Raw genomic sequence first — 18,332 nt, forward strand, 5'->3', positions numbered from 1 at the left:
GCAATTTCACGCTGAAAATAGCAGGCGGAAGAGCGGCTTAATATTCGGGGAGATTGCGGACGGGATACTACGGGGAGAAGCCACCCCAGGTGGAACCATTGCCTGAACTTGTCTCAAAATTATCCATTCTCCCGGGAGGAACGAGAGTTTCGGTTCGACCGTTTTCACGGAAAGCCGCGGCGGTTGGCTAAACGCCGCGCCGGAACCCTGGGAGAGCGACATGATCTCGGAAATGCAGATCCACACGATTGCGCGTCAGATGATGGAGAAGCATGGCCTCACCGCGATCGCGCAAGCCGCACACAATGCGCAGGCCTGCGAGAGCAAAGGCGACATCGAGGAAGCCAAGGAGTGGCGTCACATTGAAGACGCGATGAAGATGATGCGGGGGCCGCATCAGAGCTAGCGTTGATCCCGGATGCGTGCGCCGCATCCGGGGAACTTACCATTTACCGCAGCGGCATCGGCGGGCGGACCACCGGCTCGCCATCATCTGCGATCGTCTGCTGAGGCGGTAGCGGCGCCGCGGCCTGCGCCGGCGGAAGCGGCGCTGCGGGAGCGGCCGCCACCGGCGCGGGTGAATAGGACGGCGAATAAGACGTGGTCGGCTTCGGCCTGCGCGGGGCGGGCGGAGGCGTGACCGGCCGCACCGGAGGCGGCGTCAGCGCCGACACCCGGGGCCGCGGGCTCGGCTCGGCGGCGGTCCTGGTCTCGGCGGACTTAGCTTCGGACGCCTTGGTCTCGGACGCCTTGGCAAGGTCGCGCGCCATCTGCGCCTGGCTTGCCTTGAGTTGCGCAATGGTGGCCTTGAGCTCCTCCACCTGCTGGCCCATCGCGGCGAGATCCTGCGCCATCGATTGCAACTGGGTCGTTTCAGCTGAAGGCGCGGCCGCTGCAGTGGTCGCAGCAGGTTGGGCCTCGGCCGGCGCTGCTTGTGCCGGCGGTGGCGCGGCGGCCTGATCGGTTGCGGCGGCCTGCGTGACCGGCTCGCTCGGCTGCTCGGCGGCCGCGGGCTCGGCTGTAGAGGGCAACGCCGCCAGCACGAAGGGCGGGACCCACTCAACGGCCATCGCCTTGGCTTGATCGCCATATTGCTGCCAGGCTGCAGCAGCCATGGCGGCGGAAAGGCCGAGCACCGCCATAACGGCGCGCTTCACCCATTTGGGCGTCGGCCGGTCGGCGGCAGGCAGGATGCTGTCCACCTTGATCTCTGCCGATTTGGCATCCTCGAGCTTGATGTCGCGCATGTCGGTGGTTCGAAACGTCGGTTCGACCTGCGGTGCCGGCGTGCCGACCGATATGGGGGGCGCGACATGAACCTGGGGCGCTACCGGCGGCGGCACCGGAGCCGGTTCGTGCGCCAGCGGCGGCGCTTTGTGGGCGTGTGCGGCCAGTACCGTCTCGATCGCGAAAACGTCGTGCGGATCAGCCTCTTTCAGCATTGGCGTGGATTGCATTGGCGGTCCCTTGCATGAGTCCAATGGCTCCCGCGGCCGGGCGGCGAGCATGCTTGCTAGCGTGAAAATCCTCTGCCCACGCCGCCACACGGCCAGCGAGGTTTGACCAAAGCAAGGCAATCTCGTGGAGAGGTTGGGGCTACGGGGGGTGCGGGGATGCGGGAACCGGCAACAGAATCGAGCGAGCCGAGGCCAATCTGCGCTTGTCACTGCCGGACTTCAGCCGGCATCGAGAGGCGGGTGCCCCCGTCTCAGATATGCTGGGCACCATGCCGGGCGTGCCATTTCGGGCCGGGGCCGCGCATATAGTGGCGCTCGGGGCGATAGGGGTCGAAGGCGCGCTCCACCAGCCTGTGCCAGCGCACCAAGATCGTATCGAGGCGGCGGAGCAGCATGGCGGCCTCTCAGTGCGGTTTGCCGAGCACGAAGGCGAAGGGCAGAACGAAGAGCTCGTCGTCGAAATCGTCGTTCACATGCACGACCCAGTCGCGCCAGTCTTCGGCGTCGCGGCCCATGATCATCGAGCGGACCATGCAGGCGGCGCGGTCGCGCGCCTCGGCGAGATCGCTGACCGCTTCGCCGGAGCGGTCGATGCGGACTTCCCGGGAGCTCGAGCAGTGGAAATAAACTTGGGCCATGGCGGCCTCCTGCGTTTGAGACGATCTGTCTCGTTGGTTGCAGGCTAGCCGGACAAGGTTCTGGGACACCGTGAGGGAGATCACAGTTACTACTTAAGATTTTGTTAAGGGTGTATTGGTCAAACTTTAGGCAATGGAATCGCAGCGGAACCGGACCCTCCCGAGCCGGCAGTTGCAGGAGAAGGCCGGCGGCGTAATGCCCGCCGGCCTTTTCTCTTTGCGAGCGCCCAGAACTCACAGCGCTGTGAATCGGTGTCCGGAACAGCACCCCGGCCTCGCTCGTTCGTCCTTCATACGCGAATGGAGGAATGAGCCAATGACCAAACTTAAGCTGCTCGGGGCGGCTGCCATCCTGGCGACGGCGCTTGCAACACCGGCAATGTCGCAGGAAGCCACCCAGGAGCCCGGAATGATCGGGTTCAACTACCCGAATTCCAACTATCTCCTCGGCGGATACGGTGTGCGTACGCCGAGTCCCTATGACAATAGCTACTACTATGGCGACTACGGACCTCGCGTGTATTACGGCCCCCGCGTGTATGGACCTCGCGCATATTACGGGCCCGGCCCGGTCGGGCTTGCGGCCGGCGTAGCCGCCGGCGCGATTGGAACGGCGGCTGCAATCGCCGGCGCGCCGTACGTTGATTCCTATGCCTATTATGATGGGCCCGGTTATTGGTAGCCGGATCCGCAACTGCAAAAAAGCGGCCGCAAGGCCGCTTTTTTGGTGGCTGGCCGACGCTTCAGCGGCTGGCCGCCGCGTAGGACGACAATAGCGCCAGGAAGATGATGGTGTTCAGCGCGGTCGCGCCGAGCACGAGGCCCAGCGCAACGCCGAGGCCGCGCCCGCCGATCGCCTTGGCGGCTGCTGGGAAGGTCAGCGCGAAGAAGATGATGGTGAACGGCATCACCGGCAGCATGTCGAAGCCGGTGCCCTTGGGATCGGCGTGGGCATAGATGAAGGGGAAGGTGTAGATCCAGAACGCCGCGTTACAGGCCGCCAGCGCCAACGCGGTGATGCGGGTTGAGGGCACATCCCAATCGGAGGCGGACGGTAGCGGGGGCGGGGTCGACATCTTCTCTCTTTCGGCAAATCCGGAAAGATGCTGATCCATCCGGGCATTGTCAGGGATCAATGAAGCTCGGCCTTAGGTGCTTCGGGCCGGCCTTCAGGTTCATTGGATAAGTTGTCGGTCTTGCGTGGGATGGGCGCGCATGGTTCGACTGCATCATCCAATGTCTGAGGGGTGAGTGCCATGAGCAACCGCATTCTCGTCTTTTACGGCTCCTACCGTTCCGACCGCATGGGCATTCGTCTTGCGCAATTCGTCGTCGAGGGATTTCGCGCGCGTGGCGACGACGTCGAACTGATCGACGCCAAGGCGATCGGCCTGCCGATGCTGGACCGCATGTACAAGGAACATCCGAAAGGCGCGGCGCCCGCGGTGCTTGAAGAACTCGCGGCAAAGATCCGCGATGCCGACGGTTTTGTGTTCGTGTCAGGCGAATATAATTGGGGCATGCAGCCCGGACTGAAAAACCTCACCGACCATTTCCTGGAAGAATGGTTCTGGCGGCCGGCGGCGATCGCGAGCTATTCGGCCGGCCGCTTCTCCGGCGCGCGCGCCGCGATCGCCTGGCACGGCACGTTGTCGGAAATGGGCATGGTGGTGATCTCGAGTACGATCGCGGTCGGGCCGATCGCGCAGACGCTCGCCGAAGACGGCAAGCCGACCGGCGAGGGCGGCAAGGCGCTGACGCATGCGTTTCCGCGCTTTGCCGATGACCTCGCGTGGTGGATGGAGGCGGCGCGAGCGCAGCGGGAGCGGAAGAAGCCGCCATATTGAGGGATGTCCGTCAGCACCCGCTCCGTGCCGCGAATGGAGCGTAATGTTGGCGAAAACACACCCACTTTTCGCCACGGCTGGACAGCAGATTGCGCCCTGCCTGCCATCTTCCGACTTTACCGAGCCACCATCTGCGGCTCGCTTATGCTCCCTGCACGGATCAAGAAACGATGTCGCCAACGAAAGCGCGCTGCGGTCTGTTTGTTGTTGCGCTCGCGGCGATGCTGTTCGGCTCGCCGGCCGGTGCGCAGAATCTCGATCAGGGCAAGCCGCCGGCCAAACTGTTTGCCGAAGGCTGTGCGTCCTGCCATCGCAGCGCGCGGGGCCTCGCCAAGGGGCGCTTCCGCCTTTCGCTCTATCTGTTCCTGCAAAAGCACTATGTCAGCGGCTCCAGCTCGGCCTGGGCGCTGTCGTCCTATCTGGAATCCATCGACAGCGCGAAGCGCGTCGCGGCGAAGCCGGCCCCGAAAGGCGCGTCGCGATCATCGATGCGCCCGCCCGCGCCGGTGCCGGCGCGATAGGACGCCGGTGCGCCGCCATCGCTCGCTCACGGCAACGCTGCGAAATCTCCTCACGCTCGTCATCTTTTCGACGTGTGTGGGCCTAGCATCCTGGACGTGAGTGTGGCGGGGAGTAACGACCATGGTAGTAGCTGAACTTCAGACCAAGGTAGAGAAGTGGGAGATCAAGGCCGGCAAGTGCGAAGCGATGGCCAAGGAGGCCAAGGACAAGGCGCAGCAGGCCTTTTATGAGGGGCTGGCCGGCTATTACGCGAGCCTGGCGACGGATTTCCGCAAGATCCTCGAAAAGCGAACCGCATAGGCGGAAGCCACGATGCGTGGGGCGGGTTAGCGATAGCGTAACCCGCCGATACTGACCGCGAAGAATGGCGGATTACGTTTGCGCTAGTCCGCCCTGCGCCCTTTCTTAGCTCGCTCGGCGAGCTTTACCATCAGCTGCAGCGCCTGATTGGTCGGTGTCGAGATGCCGAGCTCGGCGCCCTTGCGCACTATATGGCCGTTGAGAAAGTCGATCTCGCTGGGCTTGCCGCGCGCAAGATCCTGCGCCGTGGACGACATCTGATTCGGCATCAGGGTGGGGATGTTCAGGATGTGCGCGAGGAGGTCGTCGGGAATTGCGACGCCGCTGGCGCGGGCGACGGAGGTTGCTTCCTGCACCGCACGGCTGACGACATCGGGGGTGCCTTCGACTTCCAGCATCGGCCCGTAGGAAATGCCAGCCACGGCGGACAGCGCGTTGAAGGCGCAGTTGATGATCAGCTTGCTCCATAGTGTCGTGTCGATGTCGTCGGCGATCGTGATGTTGACGCCGGCGGCCTGAAACATCTGTGCCAGCGCTTCGCTCGCGGCAGAGGGGCCGATGGCGAGGTCGCCGCCGCCGTGATGCCTGACATGGCCGGGCCCGGCCATCTCGCTGCCGACATAGACGACGACGGGAATGACGGCGTGACCGGTGACGGCGCTAAGACGCTGTGCGTTATCGACACCGTTTTGCAGGCTGAGCACAGATGTTTCTGGCTGCAGGCGTCCGGCGAGCGACCGGCCCGCCGCTTCGGTGTCGGCGGACTTCACGCAAAACAGCACCAGATCGGGCGGGGCGAGGTTGGTCGTGTCGGTCGCGGCCCTTGCGGGCAGGTGGCCCTTGAACGTCTTGGTGTCCAGCAGGAGGCCGTGCGCATTGATGGCGTCGACATGCGGCTGCCGGCCGATGAAGGTTACGTCATGTCCGGCTTTCAGCAGCAGTCCGCCATAGTAGCATCCGACGGCGCCGGCGCCGATGACCGCGACATGCATGATGTTTCTCCTATTGTAGCCCGGAGAGCCCAACGGGTCGCGCGAATGCGCGCCCGATGACAGGCTCCGCGACATCCGGGACCACTCTAACGCCACCCCCGATATCGCTTGCGCTCATCCGCGACAACGGGGTCGCCAAATTCTGTGACACAATCATCACACTCAGACCGAATGCGCTGTGGAGGCCGCTTCCGGTCACGTTTCCGCCTGTATTCAGTCCCGCCATTGCCGCGTGTTGGTTTTCGGCTTGGGCTGGGGCACGAGCGGGGGATTGCAACATGTCTTCCATTGGCTGCACCGGTACTTCGTACGTCGACGTCAGAGCAGGCCGTACTCAAGTCGAAGCGCCGTTGATCACGGCCGCGCGCGCAGGGAAATTCGTCCGGCTGCTTGCCGTCACGCTGGGAGCGGCATCGCTTGCTGCCTGCATGCAGACCTCCGTGGTCACCCAGAAATCTGATCTTCGCACCAGCCGGCACGCGTCGGTAGACCAGGATCGAGCGGCATCATCCATGATGAAGAAGCGCGTGGTCGCCGTGAGAAAGCACTCCCGGTTCGCGTCGCGCAAGAATTCAGGTGGCGCCAAGACGCCCTCGCACGGGGTTGCCAGCTTCTACACCGAGGGAACGAAGACAGCGAGCGGCGAAAAGTTCAACACGCTCGATATGACCGCCGCCCATCCGACATTGCCCTTCGGCACCAAGCTGCGCGTGACAAACGTCGCGAGCGGCAAGTCGGTGACGGTACGGGTCAATGACCGCGGTCCCTATGTTCAGGGCCGTGTTGTCGACGTCTCCTATTCCGCGGCCGACGCTCTGGGAATGGTGGGGAAGGGCGTTGCCAAGGTCAAACTTGACGTCGTAGCTGACTAGGCGAGCGGGGCCGTCAGGCATCCGCTCTATGGGCCGCCCAGGATATCCGATAGAGCCGACAACAGCCGGTCGATTTGTTCGTCCGTGCCCACGCTTATCCGCAGATAGTCAGCGATACGCGGCGCGGAAAAATGGCGGACGATCACCGCGCGTTGGCGCAGCGCGGTAGCCAGCGCCGCACCCTCGTGCGCCGGATGCCGCGCAAAGACGAAGTTGGCCGACGACGGCAGCACCTCGAAACCCAGCCGGATCAGTCCGCGGTTCAGCCGCTCCCGACCTTCGATCACGCGCGCGCGGCTCGCTTGAAAATAGGCTTCGTCCTCCAACGATGCGATGGCGCCGGCCTGGGCGGGCCGGCCAAGAGGGTAGGAGTTGAAGCTGTCCTTCACCCGGGTGAGCCCTTCGATCAGGTCGGCGTCGCCGATCGCATAGCCGACCCGCAAGCCGGCGAGCGCCCGGGACTTGGACATGGTTTGAACCACCAGAAGATTCCGATGGGAAGCGACCAGCGGGATCGCAGTCTCGGCGCCGAAATCGACATAGGCCTCGTCGATGACAACGGGCGCGTCGGGATGTTGCTCCAGCAGGGTAACGATCTCGGCCCGTGACAACGCAATACCCGTCGGCGCGTTCGGATTGGGCAGGATGAGCGCGCCGGCCGGCCGGTGATAGTCGGCCACGCGGATGTGCATGGCCTGATCGAGCGGCACGGCCTCATAGGCGATGCCGAACAGCCGGCAATAAACGGGATAGAAACTGTAGGTGATGTCGGGGAACAGCAACGGCGCATCATGCTTCAGCAGCGCGGCGAAGGCGTGGGCCAGCACCTCGTCCGAGCCATTGCCGACGAACACTTGTTCGGGCCGCACGTCGTGGTAGGTGGCCAAGGCGGCCCGCAGCGCTGTGGCTTGTGGGTCCGGGTATAGACGCAACGTATCGGCCGCCTCGCCGCGGATCGCTTCCAACGCGCGTGGCGATGGACCAAATGGACTTTCATTGGTGTTGAGCTTGACCAGCTCCGCCATGCGGGGCTGTTCGCCCGGCACATAGGGCTTCAGGTCGTGGATCAAGCTACTCCAGAAACGGCTCATTTATTTCTCCAGATCGGCCAGCGTAGGGCGGATTAGCACTACTGAGTCAAGCGGTCGCAGTCCTTGAGGCCGTGAATCAAGTATTTGATGGGATTCGATCTTTGGCACGCGGGAGGGCCGGATGGATCTTGATCAAAGCGAAGCACGGTTCGCGTCTTACATTGCGGGACTTGGAAGCGTGATCGGTCACGCGGAGCGGACGCGGCCGCTGCGCGACTATTGTACGGGACTGATGTTGCCCGGTGACCGCAAGAGCGTTGAGCCGATGGCAGCGCGGACGGCTCCGGCGAGGACAGCGGCACAGCACCAGTCGCTGCTGCACTTTGTCGCCAACGCCGATTGGTCGGACGAGACCGTGCTGGCCAAGGTACGCGAGATGGTGCTGCCGGCGATCGAGAAGAGTGGACCGATCGAGGCGTGGATCATCGACGACACCTCGTTCCCTAAGCAGGGCAAGCATTCGGTCGGCGTGCACCGCCAATATTGCGGTCAGCTCGGCAAGCAGGCCAACTGCCAGGTGGCGGTGTCGCTGTCGATCGCCAATCATGCCGCCAGCCTGCCGGTGGCCTATCGCTTGTACTTGCCGGAAGCCTGGTCAAAGGATCGTGCACGGCGGAAGAAGGCAGGCGTTCCCAAGCAACTCAAGTTCAGGACCAAGCTACAGATCGCGTTGGAGCAAATCGGCTGGGCCTGCGAAAGCGGCCTGCCACGCGGCGTTGCGTTGATGGATGCAGCATACGGCAGGGACGCGCGGCTGCGCGCAGGCATGACGGAACTTGGCGTGCCTTACGTGGTCGGCATCGTGCCGACCATCCTGATGTGGGCCCCTGGCAGCGCCCCACGGCGGATGGACAAGCCGATGAACAACACCGGCCGTCGTGACGAGCCCGCACTGATCTCGGCCCAAAAAGTGGCGCTCGGTCTACCGAAGCGGGCGTGGCGCACGGTGACGTGGCGCGAAGGCTCGGCCGAGCAATTGTCCTCGCGCTTCGCGCGTGTACCTGTCCGCGTCAGCTACAACAAGCTGATCCCCGAGACGCTATCACCTGAGTGGCTGTTGATCGAATGGCCGGAGGGCGAGGCAGAGCCGACCAAATACTGGCTCTCCACGCTGCCGGAGGACGTCAGCTTCACGCAACTCGTCGATCTGGCCAAGCTGCGCTGGCGCATCGAGCGCGACTACCAGGAACTCAAGCAGGAGGTCGGGCTCGGCCACTACGAAGGGCGCGGCTGGCGTGGCTTCCACCATCACGCAACGCTGTGCATCGCAGCCTACGGCTTCCTTCTCGCCGAGCAGGCGATGATTCCCCCCTCAGGACCTCGTTCCACCGCGCCAGTCGAAGTCCCTCCGTTACCCGACAATTATCGACCCAGAGGCTCCGCCCGCGCGGCCTGAACGCCATGTCCCGAACTCGATCGCAACTATGCGCGTGCGATTGACCCGCGCACTTATAAAAAACTTGCTGAGATGTCCGTGCTGTGGCGGCCACGCAGCATCGATAAGTCGCGGACGCCTATGACGCAGTAAGATTAGCGAAGCGTAATCCGCCGATCGGCCGCGAACAAACGGCGGATTACGCCTTCGGCTAATCCGCCGGCCCTACGGGTTGATCGCTATACATTCGAATTTGCGTTGCGGATGCATGAGCCACTCCGCGCTCTCGACGATGCGCATTTCCTCACTGCCGATGGCCGCGGTGCGCTCCAGCACGGCGAAGATGGCCGACGCGGCGTGGCTCAGCGCCGCCGGCGTGTCGGCGCCGCGAAGACGCGCGGCGACCAGGAGCGCGGCGAACAGGTCGCCAGTGCCGTTGGGGCTAATGGGGAGTTTCGGCGTGCGCACGCGAAAGGCGTTGGCGCGTTCGACCGCCAACGTCTCGATCTGGCCTTCAGGCGTATCGGCCAGCTCGGCGCTGGTGACAACGATTGTCCCGCGCGCCATAAACGCGCGCGCCGCCTTGAGCACCTGATCGATCGTCGCGGACTTCGCTCCGCACAGCCATTCGAACTCGAAATGATTGGGCGTGATGATGTCGGCGAGCGGACACAAGAGATCGCGCACCAGCGGCGGAATCTCGGCGTGCACGAACAGGCCGCGGTCGCGATCGCCGAGCACGGGATCGCAGCAATAGCGCAGCGCGGGATTTTTCGCTCTTGCGCGCGCGACAAAATCCGCGACCACTTTGGCGTTGTCGGCCGAGCCGAGATAGCCCGACAGGATCATCTGCGCGCGGTCCACCACGCCGCGCTCCTCGATACCGCGCAGGAGATCGGCGACGAGCGCCGCATCGAGCACGCGGCCGCGCAGTGTCGGATAGCCCGGCCGGTTGCTGAGCAGCGTGGTCGGCACCGCCACCACGTCGATGCCGTGCATCTGCATGGGAAAGACTGCGGCGCTGTTGCCGACATGGCCGAAGGCGACCTGCGACTGAATGGAAATCACGTTCATGTGGAGTCTGGGCATTATCTTATTTGTGGGGACAGGAACCCGCCGAGGTTAACACATTGGTTATTTGTTTGCGGTCATTTTCACGACCTCATTCAACAGGGAGTCACCATGTCTGACGTCACCATTCCCGGCGGCCGGATCCGTTCTTTCGTTGAGCGGATCGAGAATCTCGACACCGAATTGCAGGAGCTGAACGAGCAGAAGAAGGAAGTGTTTTCCGAGGCCAAGGGCGAGGGGTTCGACGTCAAGATCCTCAAGGAGATCATCAAGCTGCGCAAGCAGGACCAGGACGAGCGCGACGAGCGCGAAAGCCTGCTCGATCTCTACATGCGCGCCATGGAAACCGCGCCGGCGGAGAAGGTTGCCAAGGCGGCCTGAGCCAAAGCGAAGCCGAGCAAAGAATGTAGCCCGGATAAGCCAACGGGTCGCGCGAAATGCGCACCCGATGACAGGCTCCGCGATATCCGGGGCGATGTGAGAGTTGTCCCGGATGTCGCGTTGCGCATCCGGGCTACTCGCTCATTCGGTCTGTGCCTCCCCGTCATTGCGAGCGAAGCAATCCATTTCTCCACGTGCGGGGACTATGGATTGCTTCGCTGTGCTCGCAAATGACGAGGAGAGAGTCTTTCTCAAGGACAGCCGCGGGTTTCGTCGTCACTTCTTCGCAGTCGCGCGCAAACACGAAGCAAACGTGTTGTTAAGAATTGCCCCGCGCTGATTTGTTTGATTCCGATTCGTTCTTTGCGAACAAAATGGAGTCGGATGGAGAACAAAGCTGCGCTTGTCTTCTCCGGCGACGCCGGCGATCTCATTCCTCCGCGCCCGCGTCATGCGTGGCGTCAAAAGACCGGCTCGCCGATCGCAACGTCGCTGCGCGGGCCGAGCACAATCACGTTGCCATCAGCGTCCTTGGCGCCGAGGATCAGGAGTTCGGAGGTGAAACCCGCGATGTTCTTCGGCGCGAAATTGCAGACGCACACGACGAGCGAGCCGAGCAGCGCCGCCGGCTCATAGTTTGTGATCTGCGCGCTCGACCACATGACCCTGTCCGCGCCGACGTCGACGCCGACCTTCCAGGATGGATTGCGCGCGCGGGGGAAGGGCTGCACGTCCACGACCTTGCCGATCCGGATATCGAGACGGGCGAAGTCGTCATAGGTGGCCTGGGGTTTTATCGGGGGCATGGCGTCGGGCTCGGTTGGCAAGCTGGTTGTCGGGAACTGTCTGAATGAGCGACACATAGCCTCATATCGCAGTTGCCTTGTGGTTGGAACACACGTGGGCGCAGGTTGGTGATCGCTCGCCGAATAGGTTAGCCTCGCCTGAACTCTCCGTCCTCCAGCCGTTCGAGCGCTTGGCCATGCACATCCTTCGACCTCAGTTTCGCATCGAACAGGAGCGCGCGCTCGCGTTTGCGGCCGAGCGCGGCTTTGGTGTGATCGTTGCCGCCGATGAGCGCGGGCCGCGCGGCTCGCACGTACCGTTCGTGATCCTGCGGCGCGACGACCGCGTGATCGTGCAGATCCATCTCACGGCCAAAAATCCACTCGCCGCACTCGCCGACGGCAACAGGCGCTTTCTCCTGATCGTTTCCGGCGACGACGCCTATGTCTCCAACGACTGGTACGCCTCGCGCGATAACGTCTCGACCTGGCTCTACGAGGCCGTGCATCTCTCAGGCATCGCGCACTTAGGTGCGCTCGACGAGAATCGTGGCCACGGCGATGCGCTGCTTGCGGTCGCGGAGGCGCGCTTGCCGAAACAGCCTTGGGACCTGGCTGGAATGGAGCCCGCCAAGCGCGAGAGCATGCTCGCCTCGATCCGCGTCATCGACCTCGTCGTCGATCAGATCGAGGGACAGTCAAAACTTAACCAGCACAAGAGCGATGCGGACCATGTGGCCGTGAGCAACCAGTTGGCGCGTGCGGAGGAGACCGGGAGCAGAAGGCTGGCCGGGCGGATGCGGGCGCTGCGCCCGGAGTTGGCGTATGAATGTGGCAAGCATGGCCTGGAGACCGCCGCAGGCTGAATGTGGATTCGAGGCGGGTCCACAGCAACGGACGGCCGAATGGTTCCGCGTCCGGGACATCATTGACAACTTTTCCTCGACCGCAGGCGGGATATCGACGCATCAGCCGCACCACCGTTCGCTGGCCTGCCGATGGGTGCCGGCCCGGCCAAAATTCCAGCGAACCTCCACGGCGCCTCGTACGACCTACGCGCGGTTCCGCATTCTGCCACCGCATGCGTGCATTGCAGCAACAAACTATTGCAATGCAGCAAAATGAATATTAGGTCCATATTTCAAGCTATTAAGGAGAACTGAAGTGAAGAAGATTTCCCTGGCCGCCGCCGCCGCTGTGTTCGCGATGACGGCTGCTACCGCAGCTGTCGCAGCCGAGTTGCCGACTTACGAAAAGGCGGGTTTTCCGGTTTCGGCCATGCAGCTTCAGGTGCTGGGCGCCGAAAGCGTTCAGGAAGCATCGCCGGTCGCAACTTCCGCCACGCCCGTTCAGGTCAGCGTGCTGACGCCGCGGAACAGGATCACGACCGCACAAGGCCAGACCGGCACCACCGGTCACGCCATTCGCTGAGGACCGCTTGATCGGCGCTTGAATTGGCGCCGACGTGCGAGCGCCTTGCAGAAAGCCCGCGAAATTCTCGCGGGCTTTTTCGTGATGATCCGGCTTACGCCTTCTTCACGAATTCCGATTTCAGATTCATCGCGCCGATACCGTCGATCTTGCAGGCGATGTTGTGACCGTCTGCGCCCTCGGTCAGGCGGATGTTTCTGACCTTGGTGCCGCCTTTGACGACCGACGATGATCCTTTCACCTTGAGGTCCTTGACGACGATGACGCTGTCGCCGTCCGAGAGCGCGTTGCCGTTGGCATCGCGCACGCCCACCTCGGGCGAGACCTCTGCGGCGGTGCCGGCCTCGGCGCTCCATTCATGGGCACATTCCGGGCAAACCCACAGGCTGCCATCCGGGTAGGCATGTTCGGAATTGCATTTCGGGCAGTTCATTGTCGTACTCAACCCTGTCCAAGCGAAGCGCACCGTAGGTTCATGTCCAGGTAAAGCAAGGGAAAATCCTCTGATCCGCACTACAAGTTGCTGCGTCGGGCAGGGCCTCTTTGTCGCGATAGCGGGGCTTTGCAGCTTCGCGCGCAACCCATAAGCTGACATCAGCCGAACGCGCCCCGCCTCCCGCCAGAGATCGCCGCGTCACGCCGATCGAGGACCCGGAAGGCAAGGAGAACAGAACAGCGAAAAGCTGCAACGCGGCGCACGGCCCTTGGGAAGGGGAGGACACCGATGCCGCCATCCGTGAACCGCCGTCGCGCGCTCGCGCTCGTTAGCTCTGTCGTCGCCGCGCCATGGCTGGTGCCGCGCCTTGCCAGCGCCGCAGAGGCCTGGCCGATCCGACCCGTGAAATACGTCAACGGCTTTCCGGCCGGCGGCGCCACCGACACGCTTTCGCGCGTGCTGTGCCAGAAGCTGAGCGAGCTGTCCGGCCAAAGCTTCGTGGTCGAGAACAAGGCCGGCGCCGGCGGCGTGCTCGGCGCGGACGCGATCACCAAATCGCCGCCGGACGGCTACACGGTCGGGCTCGGCGGCATCGCCTCCAACGTGCTCGCGATCGGCTCTTACGCCAAACTGCCGTATCGGCCGCGCGAGGATTTCACCTTCATCTCCGGCATGTGGCAATTGCCGAACATTCTGACCGCGAAGAAGGACCTGTTCTCTGCGGATCTGAAGGAACTGCTCGCGACGTTCAAGAAGGAGCCGGGCAAATACACCTACGCCTCCGCCGGCTTCGGCACCACGCTGCATCTCTCCGGCGAGATGATGAACAGCATGGCCGGCGTGCAGGTCCGCCACGTGCCTTACCGGGGCGCCGCGCCGGCGCTGAACGATTTGCTCGCCGGCAATATCGATCTCTTGTTCGACAATCTTCCGGGATCGCTGCCGAGCGTGCGCGCCGGCACGATCAGGCCCGTCGCGGTCACCGCGAAGAAACGCATCGCGGAGCTTCCCGATGTTCCTGCGATGGCCGAACTCTTGCCCGGCTACGAGATGACCTCGTGGGCCGCGCTGGTTGGACCTGCGAACATGCCGCCCGACCTCGTCGCGCAGATCAACGCGCTCACCGCCAAGGCGCTGAACGACCCCTGGGTGAAACAGCGCTACGCCGACCTCGGCGCCACCACCTGGCCGACCACGGCGCAGGAGGTCACGGCTTATCGTGACAGCGAGGAAGCGCGGCTGCTGCCGATCATGAAGGCGGCCGGGATCAAGCCGGAGGGTGGGTAGGGGCTACGTGCCACGCAATCACGAAGCAAACGCGTTGTTAAGAATTGGCTCGCGCTGATTTGCGCTGATGCGATTCGTTCCATGCGAACAAACTGGAGTCGGATGGAGAACAAAGCTGTGGTGCTGCCTGTCTCCCTGCTTCAGGTGAGTGTCGGCTGGCGTTATGATCATCCGACCGAGCAGGGCGCGAATCCATGGCGAAGAAAACCGGCAAGCGGACATCGCGACAAACGGTCCTGGCGATCGACATCGGCGGTTCGCGCGTAAAGGTCATGACCAGCACGGAGCGAACCAGGCGCGCATTTGCGTCCGGTCCCGGGCTGTCAGCGAAAGTGATGGTGAGGAAGGTCAAGGCGCTGACGAAGGACTGGCCCTACGACGTCATCGCGATCGGCTATCCCGGGCCTGTGATCAACAACCGGCCCTTGTCGGAACCGCACAATCTCGGTCGCGGCTGGGCCGGTTTCAATTTCGAAAAGGCTTTCCGCCGTCCGACCAAGGTCGTGAACGACGCGCTGATGCAGGCGATCGGCAGCTACCAGGGCGGCCGGATGCTGTTCCTGGGGCTCGGAACGGGTCTTGGCTCCGCGATGATCGTGGACGGCATTCTGGAGCCGATGGAGCTGGCTCACCTGCCGTACCGCAACGGCAAGACGTTCGAGCAATATGTCGGCGCCGCCGCCCTCAAGCGCGTTGGCAGGAAGAAATGGCAGCGCACGGTCGATGACGTCCTGAAGCGTCTGCTCGCAGCGCTGGAGCCGGATTACATCATGCTGGGCGGCGGCAATGCCGACAAGCTCGCCCGCCTGCCGCGCAAGGTCCGCCTCGGCCTCAACACCAACGCGTTCGAAGGCGGATTTCGACTGTGGAAGAAGGGGGCGGTCAAACCGGCCGGTGTACGGCGATAGAGAATGCCGGAACTGGCGGCGTCGGCAGCATTGCCGCGATTTAACTGGTGCATGTTGCTGGATCGGGGCAACACGCCGGCGGCGCTGGGCGCGCGAGGACTTCCTTCCATTTGGACGATGCCGGATACCGAGATCACTGAGGAGTGCCGCGCTCTGATCGCGAGCGTGTTCGAGCCTCCGCCCGGACGGCGCTTGCCGAACGGCAACTGGCGGATCGAGATCGACGCGGCAACGTGGCAGTGGCTGCAGAAGTTGCGGCTGCAGGACGAGTCGATATCGGACTGCATCATTCGCATCGTCATCATCACCTTGCATAAGCGCGGCTTGCAATAAGAGGCGAGGCGCGAGCAGGGCGCCGTTGGGCCGATCCGCCCTGCGGCTTGCTTTCCCTTGACATGTCAGCGCTCCGCCGCCGGAATGGCTGACAGCGCATAAGCGCGCGTCGCGGTGTTTCACCCGGCGCATAAAAACAAGGCGGGAGGGTTTGCGAATGTTGCGCCAAGTGGTTCGCCAAGTGCTTCGCTATGTGTTTCGCCATGTCAGAAATTTCGCGCTTTTCGCGACTGCGGCCGCAAGCCTGCTCGGTGCCGGAAACGCACGGGCGGACTTCCCGGAGCGGCCGATCACGCTGATCGTGCCGTGGGCCGCCGGCGGCGGCACCGACGCGGTCGCGCGCCAGATCGCTCACATGCTGGAACGCGATTTCAAGCAGCCGGTGAACGTCGTGAATCGCACGGGCGGATCGGGCGTGGTCGGCCACCAGGCGATCGCCACTGCCGCGCCGGATGGCTACACGTTCGGTCTCATCACGCTCGAGATCAACCTGATGCACTGGGCGGGGCTGACCGATCTCACCTTTGAGAAGTATACGCCGCTCGCGCTGGTCAACCAGGACCCCGCCGCGATCCACGTCAAGGCGGACGCGCCCTACAAGAACGTCAAGGAACTGTTCGCGCATATCAAGGCGAACCCGAACAAGGTGGTGGCCTCCGGCACGGGGCAGGGCGGAAGCTGGCATGTTGCGCTCGCTGGCCTGATGCAGGCCGACGGCGTTTCGCCCGGCTCGATCCGCTGGGTGCCGTCCACGGGGGCCGCGACCGCGCTGACCGATCTCGCGGCCGGCGGCGTCGACTTCGTCGCGTGCTCGATGCCGGAAGCCGAGGCGCTGATCAAGGCGGGCCGCGTCCGCAGCCTCGTGTTCTTCTCGCCGAAGCGCGCGCCGAACTTCCCCGACGTGCCGACCACCGAGGAGGCGACGGGTCACAAGGTGCACAAGGGCGTGTGGCGCGGCTTCGCGGCGCCCCAGGGCCTGCCGAAGGAGATCGCCACGCAATACGAGACCGCGATCAAGAAGATCTGGGACAGCGCGGAGTTCAAGGAGTTCATGAACCGGCGCGGCTTCGACATGATCTATCTGGATTCGGCGAAGTTCGGCGAGTTCATGAAGGCGGATAACGAGGACAACGGCAAGGCGCTGAAGTCGCTCGGGCTGGCGAAGTAAGCAGGGTCCAGACTCAAAATCGCGAAAACAACCCCATGCAAAGTAGCGGGCGGGCTACTCGCTAGCCGCGCCCGCCTTCGCCTATCGGCAGGAATGCGTCTTGCCGTCGTAGCCCCGGTACGTGCCGGACGTCGGATTGTAGGTGCGGAAGCGGGTGCAGAGCATGACCAGGGTCCGCTCGCGCGGCTTGTGGGTTGCCCTGTGGGTTTCCTTGGCCGGTTGCACCGGTTTACCGGGCACTGTCCCTTCGCTGCGGGCAGCGATTTGCGATGGCCTTGCGACAGACGTCTGCTTCAAGGCGGGCTTCGTTCGCGCAAGCGCCGGTTTCTTCTGCTCGACAGCCGCAGGCTTCGCGTCCGAGAGGGCCGGCTTCTGCTCGATGGCGCCGGTCTTGTCGTTCACGGCAGCCGACTTCTCCCCGACGGCGGCGGGCTTGTCCTGCGCGATGACTGGCTTCTCCTCCGCAGGCGCCGGCTTCTGCTCGACGACGGCAGGCTTGTCGTCCACGGCAGCGGACTTCTCCCCAACGGCTGCGGGCTTGTCCTGCGCGACCGCTGGCTTCTCCTCCGCAGGCGCCGGTTTCTGCTCGACGACGGCTGGCTTGTCGTCCGTGGCAGCCGCCTTCTCCTCGACGGCTGCGGGCTTGTCCTGCGCGATAGCTGGCTTCTCCTCGGCAGGCGCCGGCTTCTGCTCGGCGATGGCAGGCTTGTCGTCCGTGGCGGCCGACTTCTCCTCGACCGCCGCGGGCTTGTCCTGCGCGATGGCTGGCTTCTCCTCCGCAGGCGCCGGCTTCTGTTCGGCGGTGGCGGGCTTGTCGTCCACGGCAGGCGGCTTCTCTTCGGCAGCCACCGCAGGCTTTTCCTCTGCGGGCGGTGAGGCCTGCGCGGCGGCCGGGCCCGGATTGTCCGTGACCGATGTCTGCGCGAGCGCCGGAGCGCTTAATCCCATCAACAAGACACAACACAGCACGCCGGCGCACTCGGCGACGGCCGTCGAAAGAGCTGACAAACGCATGGATTGATACTCGGCTAATTGTCCCCGCGAAAGTTCCACACCCATTTGCGGCAAGTCTGTGATCAGTGCGGCGCTTTCGCTGATGACGACGCGTTTAACATTGAGCGTGTGCTGGCTGCCACACCATCCGTCTTGAGGGCCCGGCGCCAAGACAGCGAAAGCAACTTTGGCGTGCAATTATGAAAAGAGATTTGGTCGTTCTGCAACCAAGGAGAGCGTAGCAGAGACGAGCGAGCAGGGCGGGTTAGCGAAACGTAACCGGACGACTTGCAAGGCTATCGGATATGCGGTCATTGCAGTGGTTCGGTGTATCCCACAAACTCGTCATGCCCGGGCTTGTCCCACGGCTGTCCGGTTTAATTTTTGTAGACAAGGCGCATGGCGTTGATTCTTCTGTGCTCCAAGCGTTTGGCGACGTTTTGGG

The 18,332-nt window shown here is 63.5% G+C and carries 24 protein-coding genes; 14 read left to right on the forward strand and 10 right to left on the reverse strand.

Going from position 1 to position 18,332, the window contains the following annotated elements; all coding sequences use genetic code 11:
- Window positions 1–220 precede the first annotated feature (220 nt).
- Window positions 221–406, forward strand: a complete 186-nt coding sequence (locus LMTR21_RS19140) for a hypothetical protein (protein ID WP_057840049.1) — start codon at window positions 221–223, stop codon at window positions 404–406.
- Window positions 407–449: 43 nt separating this feature from the next.
- Here the strand turns inward: LMTR21_RS19140 and LMTR21_RS19145 are convergent, their stop codons facing one another.
- The 3 genes from LMTR21_RS19145 to LMTR21_RS19150 all read right to left on the reverse strand — a co-directional run bounded on the left by LMTR21_RS19145 (window position 450) and on the right by LMTR21_RS19150 (window position 2,095).
- Window positions 450–1,457, reverse strand: coding sequence for a hypothetical protein (locus LMTR21_RS19145; RefSeq protein ID WP_141688486.1), 1,008 nt, complete (start codon window positions 1,455–1,457; stop codon window positions 450–452).
- A gap of 251 nt (window positions 1,458–1,708) precedes the next feature.
- On the reverse strand, window positions 1,709–1,852 hold the full coding sequence (locus LMTR21_RS40095; protein ID WP_187399377.1) for a hypothetical protein: 144 nt from the start codon (window positions 1,850–1,852) through the stop codon (window positions 1,709–1,711).
- Between the two features lie 9 nt (window positions 1,853–1,861).
- Entirely contained in the window at window positions 1,862–2,095 is a 234-nt protein-coding gene (locus tag LMTR21_RS19150; RefSeq protein WP_065754959.1) for a DUF6894 family protein, read from the reverse strand.
- A 316-nt stretch (window positions 2,096–2,411) separates the two neighbouring features.
- On the opposite strand from LMTR21_RS19150, the gene LMTR21_RS19155 reads away from it, so the two are divergent.
- Window positions 2,412–2,777 (forward strand): hypothetical protein, encoded by a 366-nt coding sequence (locus tag LMTR21_RS19155; RefSeq protein WP_065754958.1) that lies wholly within the window; start codon window positions 2,412–2,414, stop codon window positions 2,775–2,777.
- A 61-nt stretch (window positions 2,778–2,838) separates the two neighbouring features.
- Here LMTR21_RS19155 and LMTR21_RS19160 read toward each other — a convergent pair whose 3' ends face one another.
- Entirely contained in the window at window positions 2,839–3,171 is a 333-nt protein-coding gene (locus tag LMTR21_RS19160) for a hypothetical protein (RefSeq protein WP_141688485.1), read from the reverse strand.
- Between the two features lie 180 nt (window positions 3,172–3,351).
- Between LMTR21_RS19160 and LMTR21_RS19165 the strand changes: the two genes are divergently transcribed.
- The 3 genes from LMTR21_RS19165 (at window position 3,352) to LMTR21_RS19175 (ending at window position 4,764) form a co-directional block, all read left to right on the forward strand.
- Window positions 3,352–3,942 (forward strand): NADPH-dependent FMN reductase, encoded by a 591-nt coding sequence (locus LMTR21_RS19165; protein ID WP_065754956.1) that lies wholly within the window; start codon window positions 3,352–3,354, stop codon window positions 3,940–3,942.
- Between the two features lie 170 nt (window positions 3,943–4,112).
- Window positions 4,113–4,463 (forward strand): hypothetical protein, encoded by a 351-nt coding sequence (locus tag LMTR21_RS19170; RefSeq protein WP_065754955.1) that lies wholly within the window; start codon window positions 4,113–4,115, stop codon window positions 4,461–4,463.
- A 121-nt stretch (window positions 4,464–4,584) separates the two neighbouring features.
- Window positions 4,585–4,764, forward strand: coding sequence for a hypothetical protein (locus LMTR21_RS19175; protein ID WP_057839906.1), 180 nt, complete (start codon window positions 4,585–4,587; stop codon window positions 4,762–4,764).
- 83 nt (window positions 4,765–4,847) lie between these two features.
- Here LMTR21_RS19175 and LMTR21_RS19180 read toward each other — a convergent pair whose 3' ends face one another.
- Complete coding sequence (locus tag LMTR21_RS19180) at window positions 4,848–5,756, reverse strand: ketopantoate reductase family protein (RefSeq protein WP_065754954.1); 909 nt, start codon at window positions 5,754–5,756, stop codon at window positions 4,848–4,850.
- A gap of 278 nt (window positions 5,757–6,034) precedes the next feature.
- Between LMTR21_RS19180 and LMTR21_RS19185 the strand changes: the two genes are divergently transcribed.
- A complete protein-coding gene (locus tag LMTR21_RS19185; RefSeq protein ID WP_084030828.1) occupies window positions 6,035–6,628 on the forward strand; it encodes a septal ring lytic transglycosylase RlpA family protein in 594 nt (197 codons plus the stop codon).
- 26 nt (window positions 6,629–6,654) lie between these two features.
- Here LMTR21_RS19185 and hisC read toward each other — a convergent pair whose 3' ends face one another.
- Window positions 6,655–7,719, reverse strand: a complete 1,065-nt coding sequence (hisC, locus tag LMTR21_RS19190; protein WP_065754951.1) for a histidinol-phosphate transaminase — start codon at window positions 7,717–7,719, stop codon at window positions 6,655–6,657.
- 121 nt (window positions 7,720–7,840) lie between these two features.
- On the opposite strand from hisC, the gene LMTR21_RS19195 reads away from it, so the two are divergent.
- The gene (locus tag LMTR21_RS19195; RefSeq protein WP_148635982.1) at window positions 7,841–9,115 is read left to right on the forward strand and encodes an IS701 family transposase; all 1,275 of its coding nucleotides are present in this window, start codon (window positions 7,841–7,843) and stop codon (window positions 9,113–9,115) included.
- 204 nt (window positions 9,116–9,319) lie between these two features.
- Here LMTR21_RS19195 and pdxY read toward each other — a convergent pair whose 3' ends face one another.
- Window positions 9,320–10,168: a pyridoxal kinase PdxY gene (gene pdxY / locus LMTR21_RS19200; RefSeq protein WP_065756774.1), complete on the reverse strand. Its 849-nt coding sequence runs from the start codon at window positions 10,166–10,168 to the stop codon at window positions 9,320–9,322.
- Window positions 10,169–10,276: 108 nt separating this feature from the next.
- On the opposite strand from pdxY, the gene LMTR21_RS19205 reads away from it, so the two are divergent.
- Window positions 10,277–10,546: a DUF2312 domain-containing protein gene (locus tag LMTR21_RS19205; protein WP_057856066.1), complete on the forward strand. Its 270-nt coding sequence runs from the start codon at window positions 10,277–10,279 to the stop codon at window positions 10,544–10,546.
- A 461-nt stretch (window positions 10,547–11,007) separates the two neighbouring features.
- Here the strand turns inward: LMTR21_RS19205 and LMTR21_RS19210 are convergent, their stop codons facing one another.
- Window positions 11,008–11,352, reverse strand: a complete 345-nt coding sequence (locus LMTR21_RS19210) for a tRNA-binding protein (protein ID WP_065756773.1) — start codon at window positions 11,350–11,352, stop codon at window positions 11,008–11,010.
- A 176-nt stretch (window positions 11,353–11,528) separates the two neighbouring features.
- Between LMTR21_RS19210 and LMTR21_RS19215 the strand changes: the two genes are divergently transcribed.
- Window positions 11,529–12,197, forward strand: a complete 669-nt coding sequence (locus LMTR21_RS19215) for an FMN-binding negative transcriptional regulator (protein WP_065756772.1) — start codon at window positions 11,529–11,531, stop codon at window positions 12,195–12,197.
- Window positions 12,198–12,495: 298 nt separating this feature from the next.
- Window positions 12,496–12,762: a hypothetical protein gene (locus LMTR21_RS19220; protein WP_065756771.1), complete on the forward strand. Its 267-nt coding sequence runs from the start codon at window positions 12,496–12,498 to the stop codon at window positions 12,760–12,762.
- A 94-nt stretch (window positions 12,763–12,856) separates the two neighbouring features.
- Here LMTR21_RS19220 and LMTR21_RS19225 read toward each other — a convergent pair whose 3' ends face one another.
- Window positions 12,857–13,195 (reverse strand): zinc ribbon domain-containing protein YjdM, encoded by a 339-nt coding sequence (locus tag LMTR21_RS19225; protein ID WP_065756770.1) that lies wholly within the window; start codon window positions 13,193–13,195, stop codon window positions 12,857–12,859.
- 291 nt (window positions 13,196–13,486) lie between these two features.
- Here LMTR21_RS19225 and LMTR21_RS19230 point away from each other — a divergent pair, with 291 nt between their 5' ends.
- The 4 genes from LMTR21_RS19230 (at window position 13,487) to LMTR21_RS19245 (ending at window position 16,894) form a co-directional block, all read left to right on the forward strand.
- Window positions 13,487–14,485 (forward strand): Bug family tripartite tricarboxylate transporter substrate binding protein, encoded by a 999-nt coding sequence (locus LMTR21_RS19230; RefSeq protein WP_065756769.1) that lies wholly within the window; start codon window positions 13,487–13,489, stop codon window positions 14,483–14,485.
- Window positions 14,486–14,679: 194 nt separating this feature from the next.
- Window positions 14,680–15,393 (forward strand): ROK family protein, encoded by a 714-nt coding sequence (locus LMTR21_RS19235; protein ID WP_065756768.1) that lies wholly within the window; start codon window positions 14,680–14,682, stop codon window positions 15,391–15,393.
- A gap of 3 nt (window positions 15,394–15,396) precedes the next feature.
- Window positions 15,397–15,726 carry a hypothetical protein gene (locus LMTR21_RS19240; RefSeq protein WP_141688671.1) on the forward strand — a complete coding sequence of 110 codons (330 nt, stop codon included), beginning with the start codon at window positions 15,397–15,399 and terminating at the stop codon, window positions 15,724–15,726.
- A 157-nt stretch (window positions 15,727–15,883) separates the two neighbouring features.
- Window positions 15,884–16,894 (forward strand): tripartite tricarboxylate transporter substrate binding protein, encoded by a 1,011-nt coding sequence (locus tag LMTR21_RS19245; RefSeq protein WP_084031038.1) that lies wholly within the window; start codon window positions 15,884–15,886, stop codon window positions 16,892–16,894.
- An 81-nt stretch (window positions 16,895–16,975) separates the two neighbouring features.
- Here LMTR21_RS19245 and LMTR21_RS40100 read toward each other — a convergent pair whose 3' ends face one another.
- Entirely contained in the window at window positions 16,976–17,908 is a 933-nt protein-coding gene (locus tag LMTR21_RS40100; RefSeq protein ID WP_187399378.1) for a BA14K family protein, read from the reverse strand.
- Window positions 17,909–18,332 lie beyond the last annotated feature (424 nt).

The organism is Bradyrhizobium paxllaeri (genome assembly GCF_001693515.2).
GTDB lineage: Bacteria > Pseudomonadota > Alphaproteobacteria > Rhizobiales > Xanthobacteraceae > Bradyrhizobium > Bradyrhizobium paxllaeri.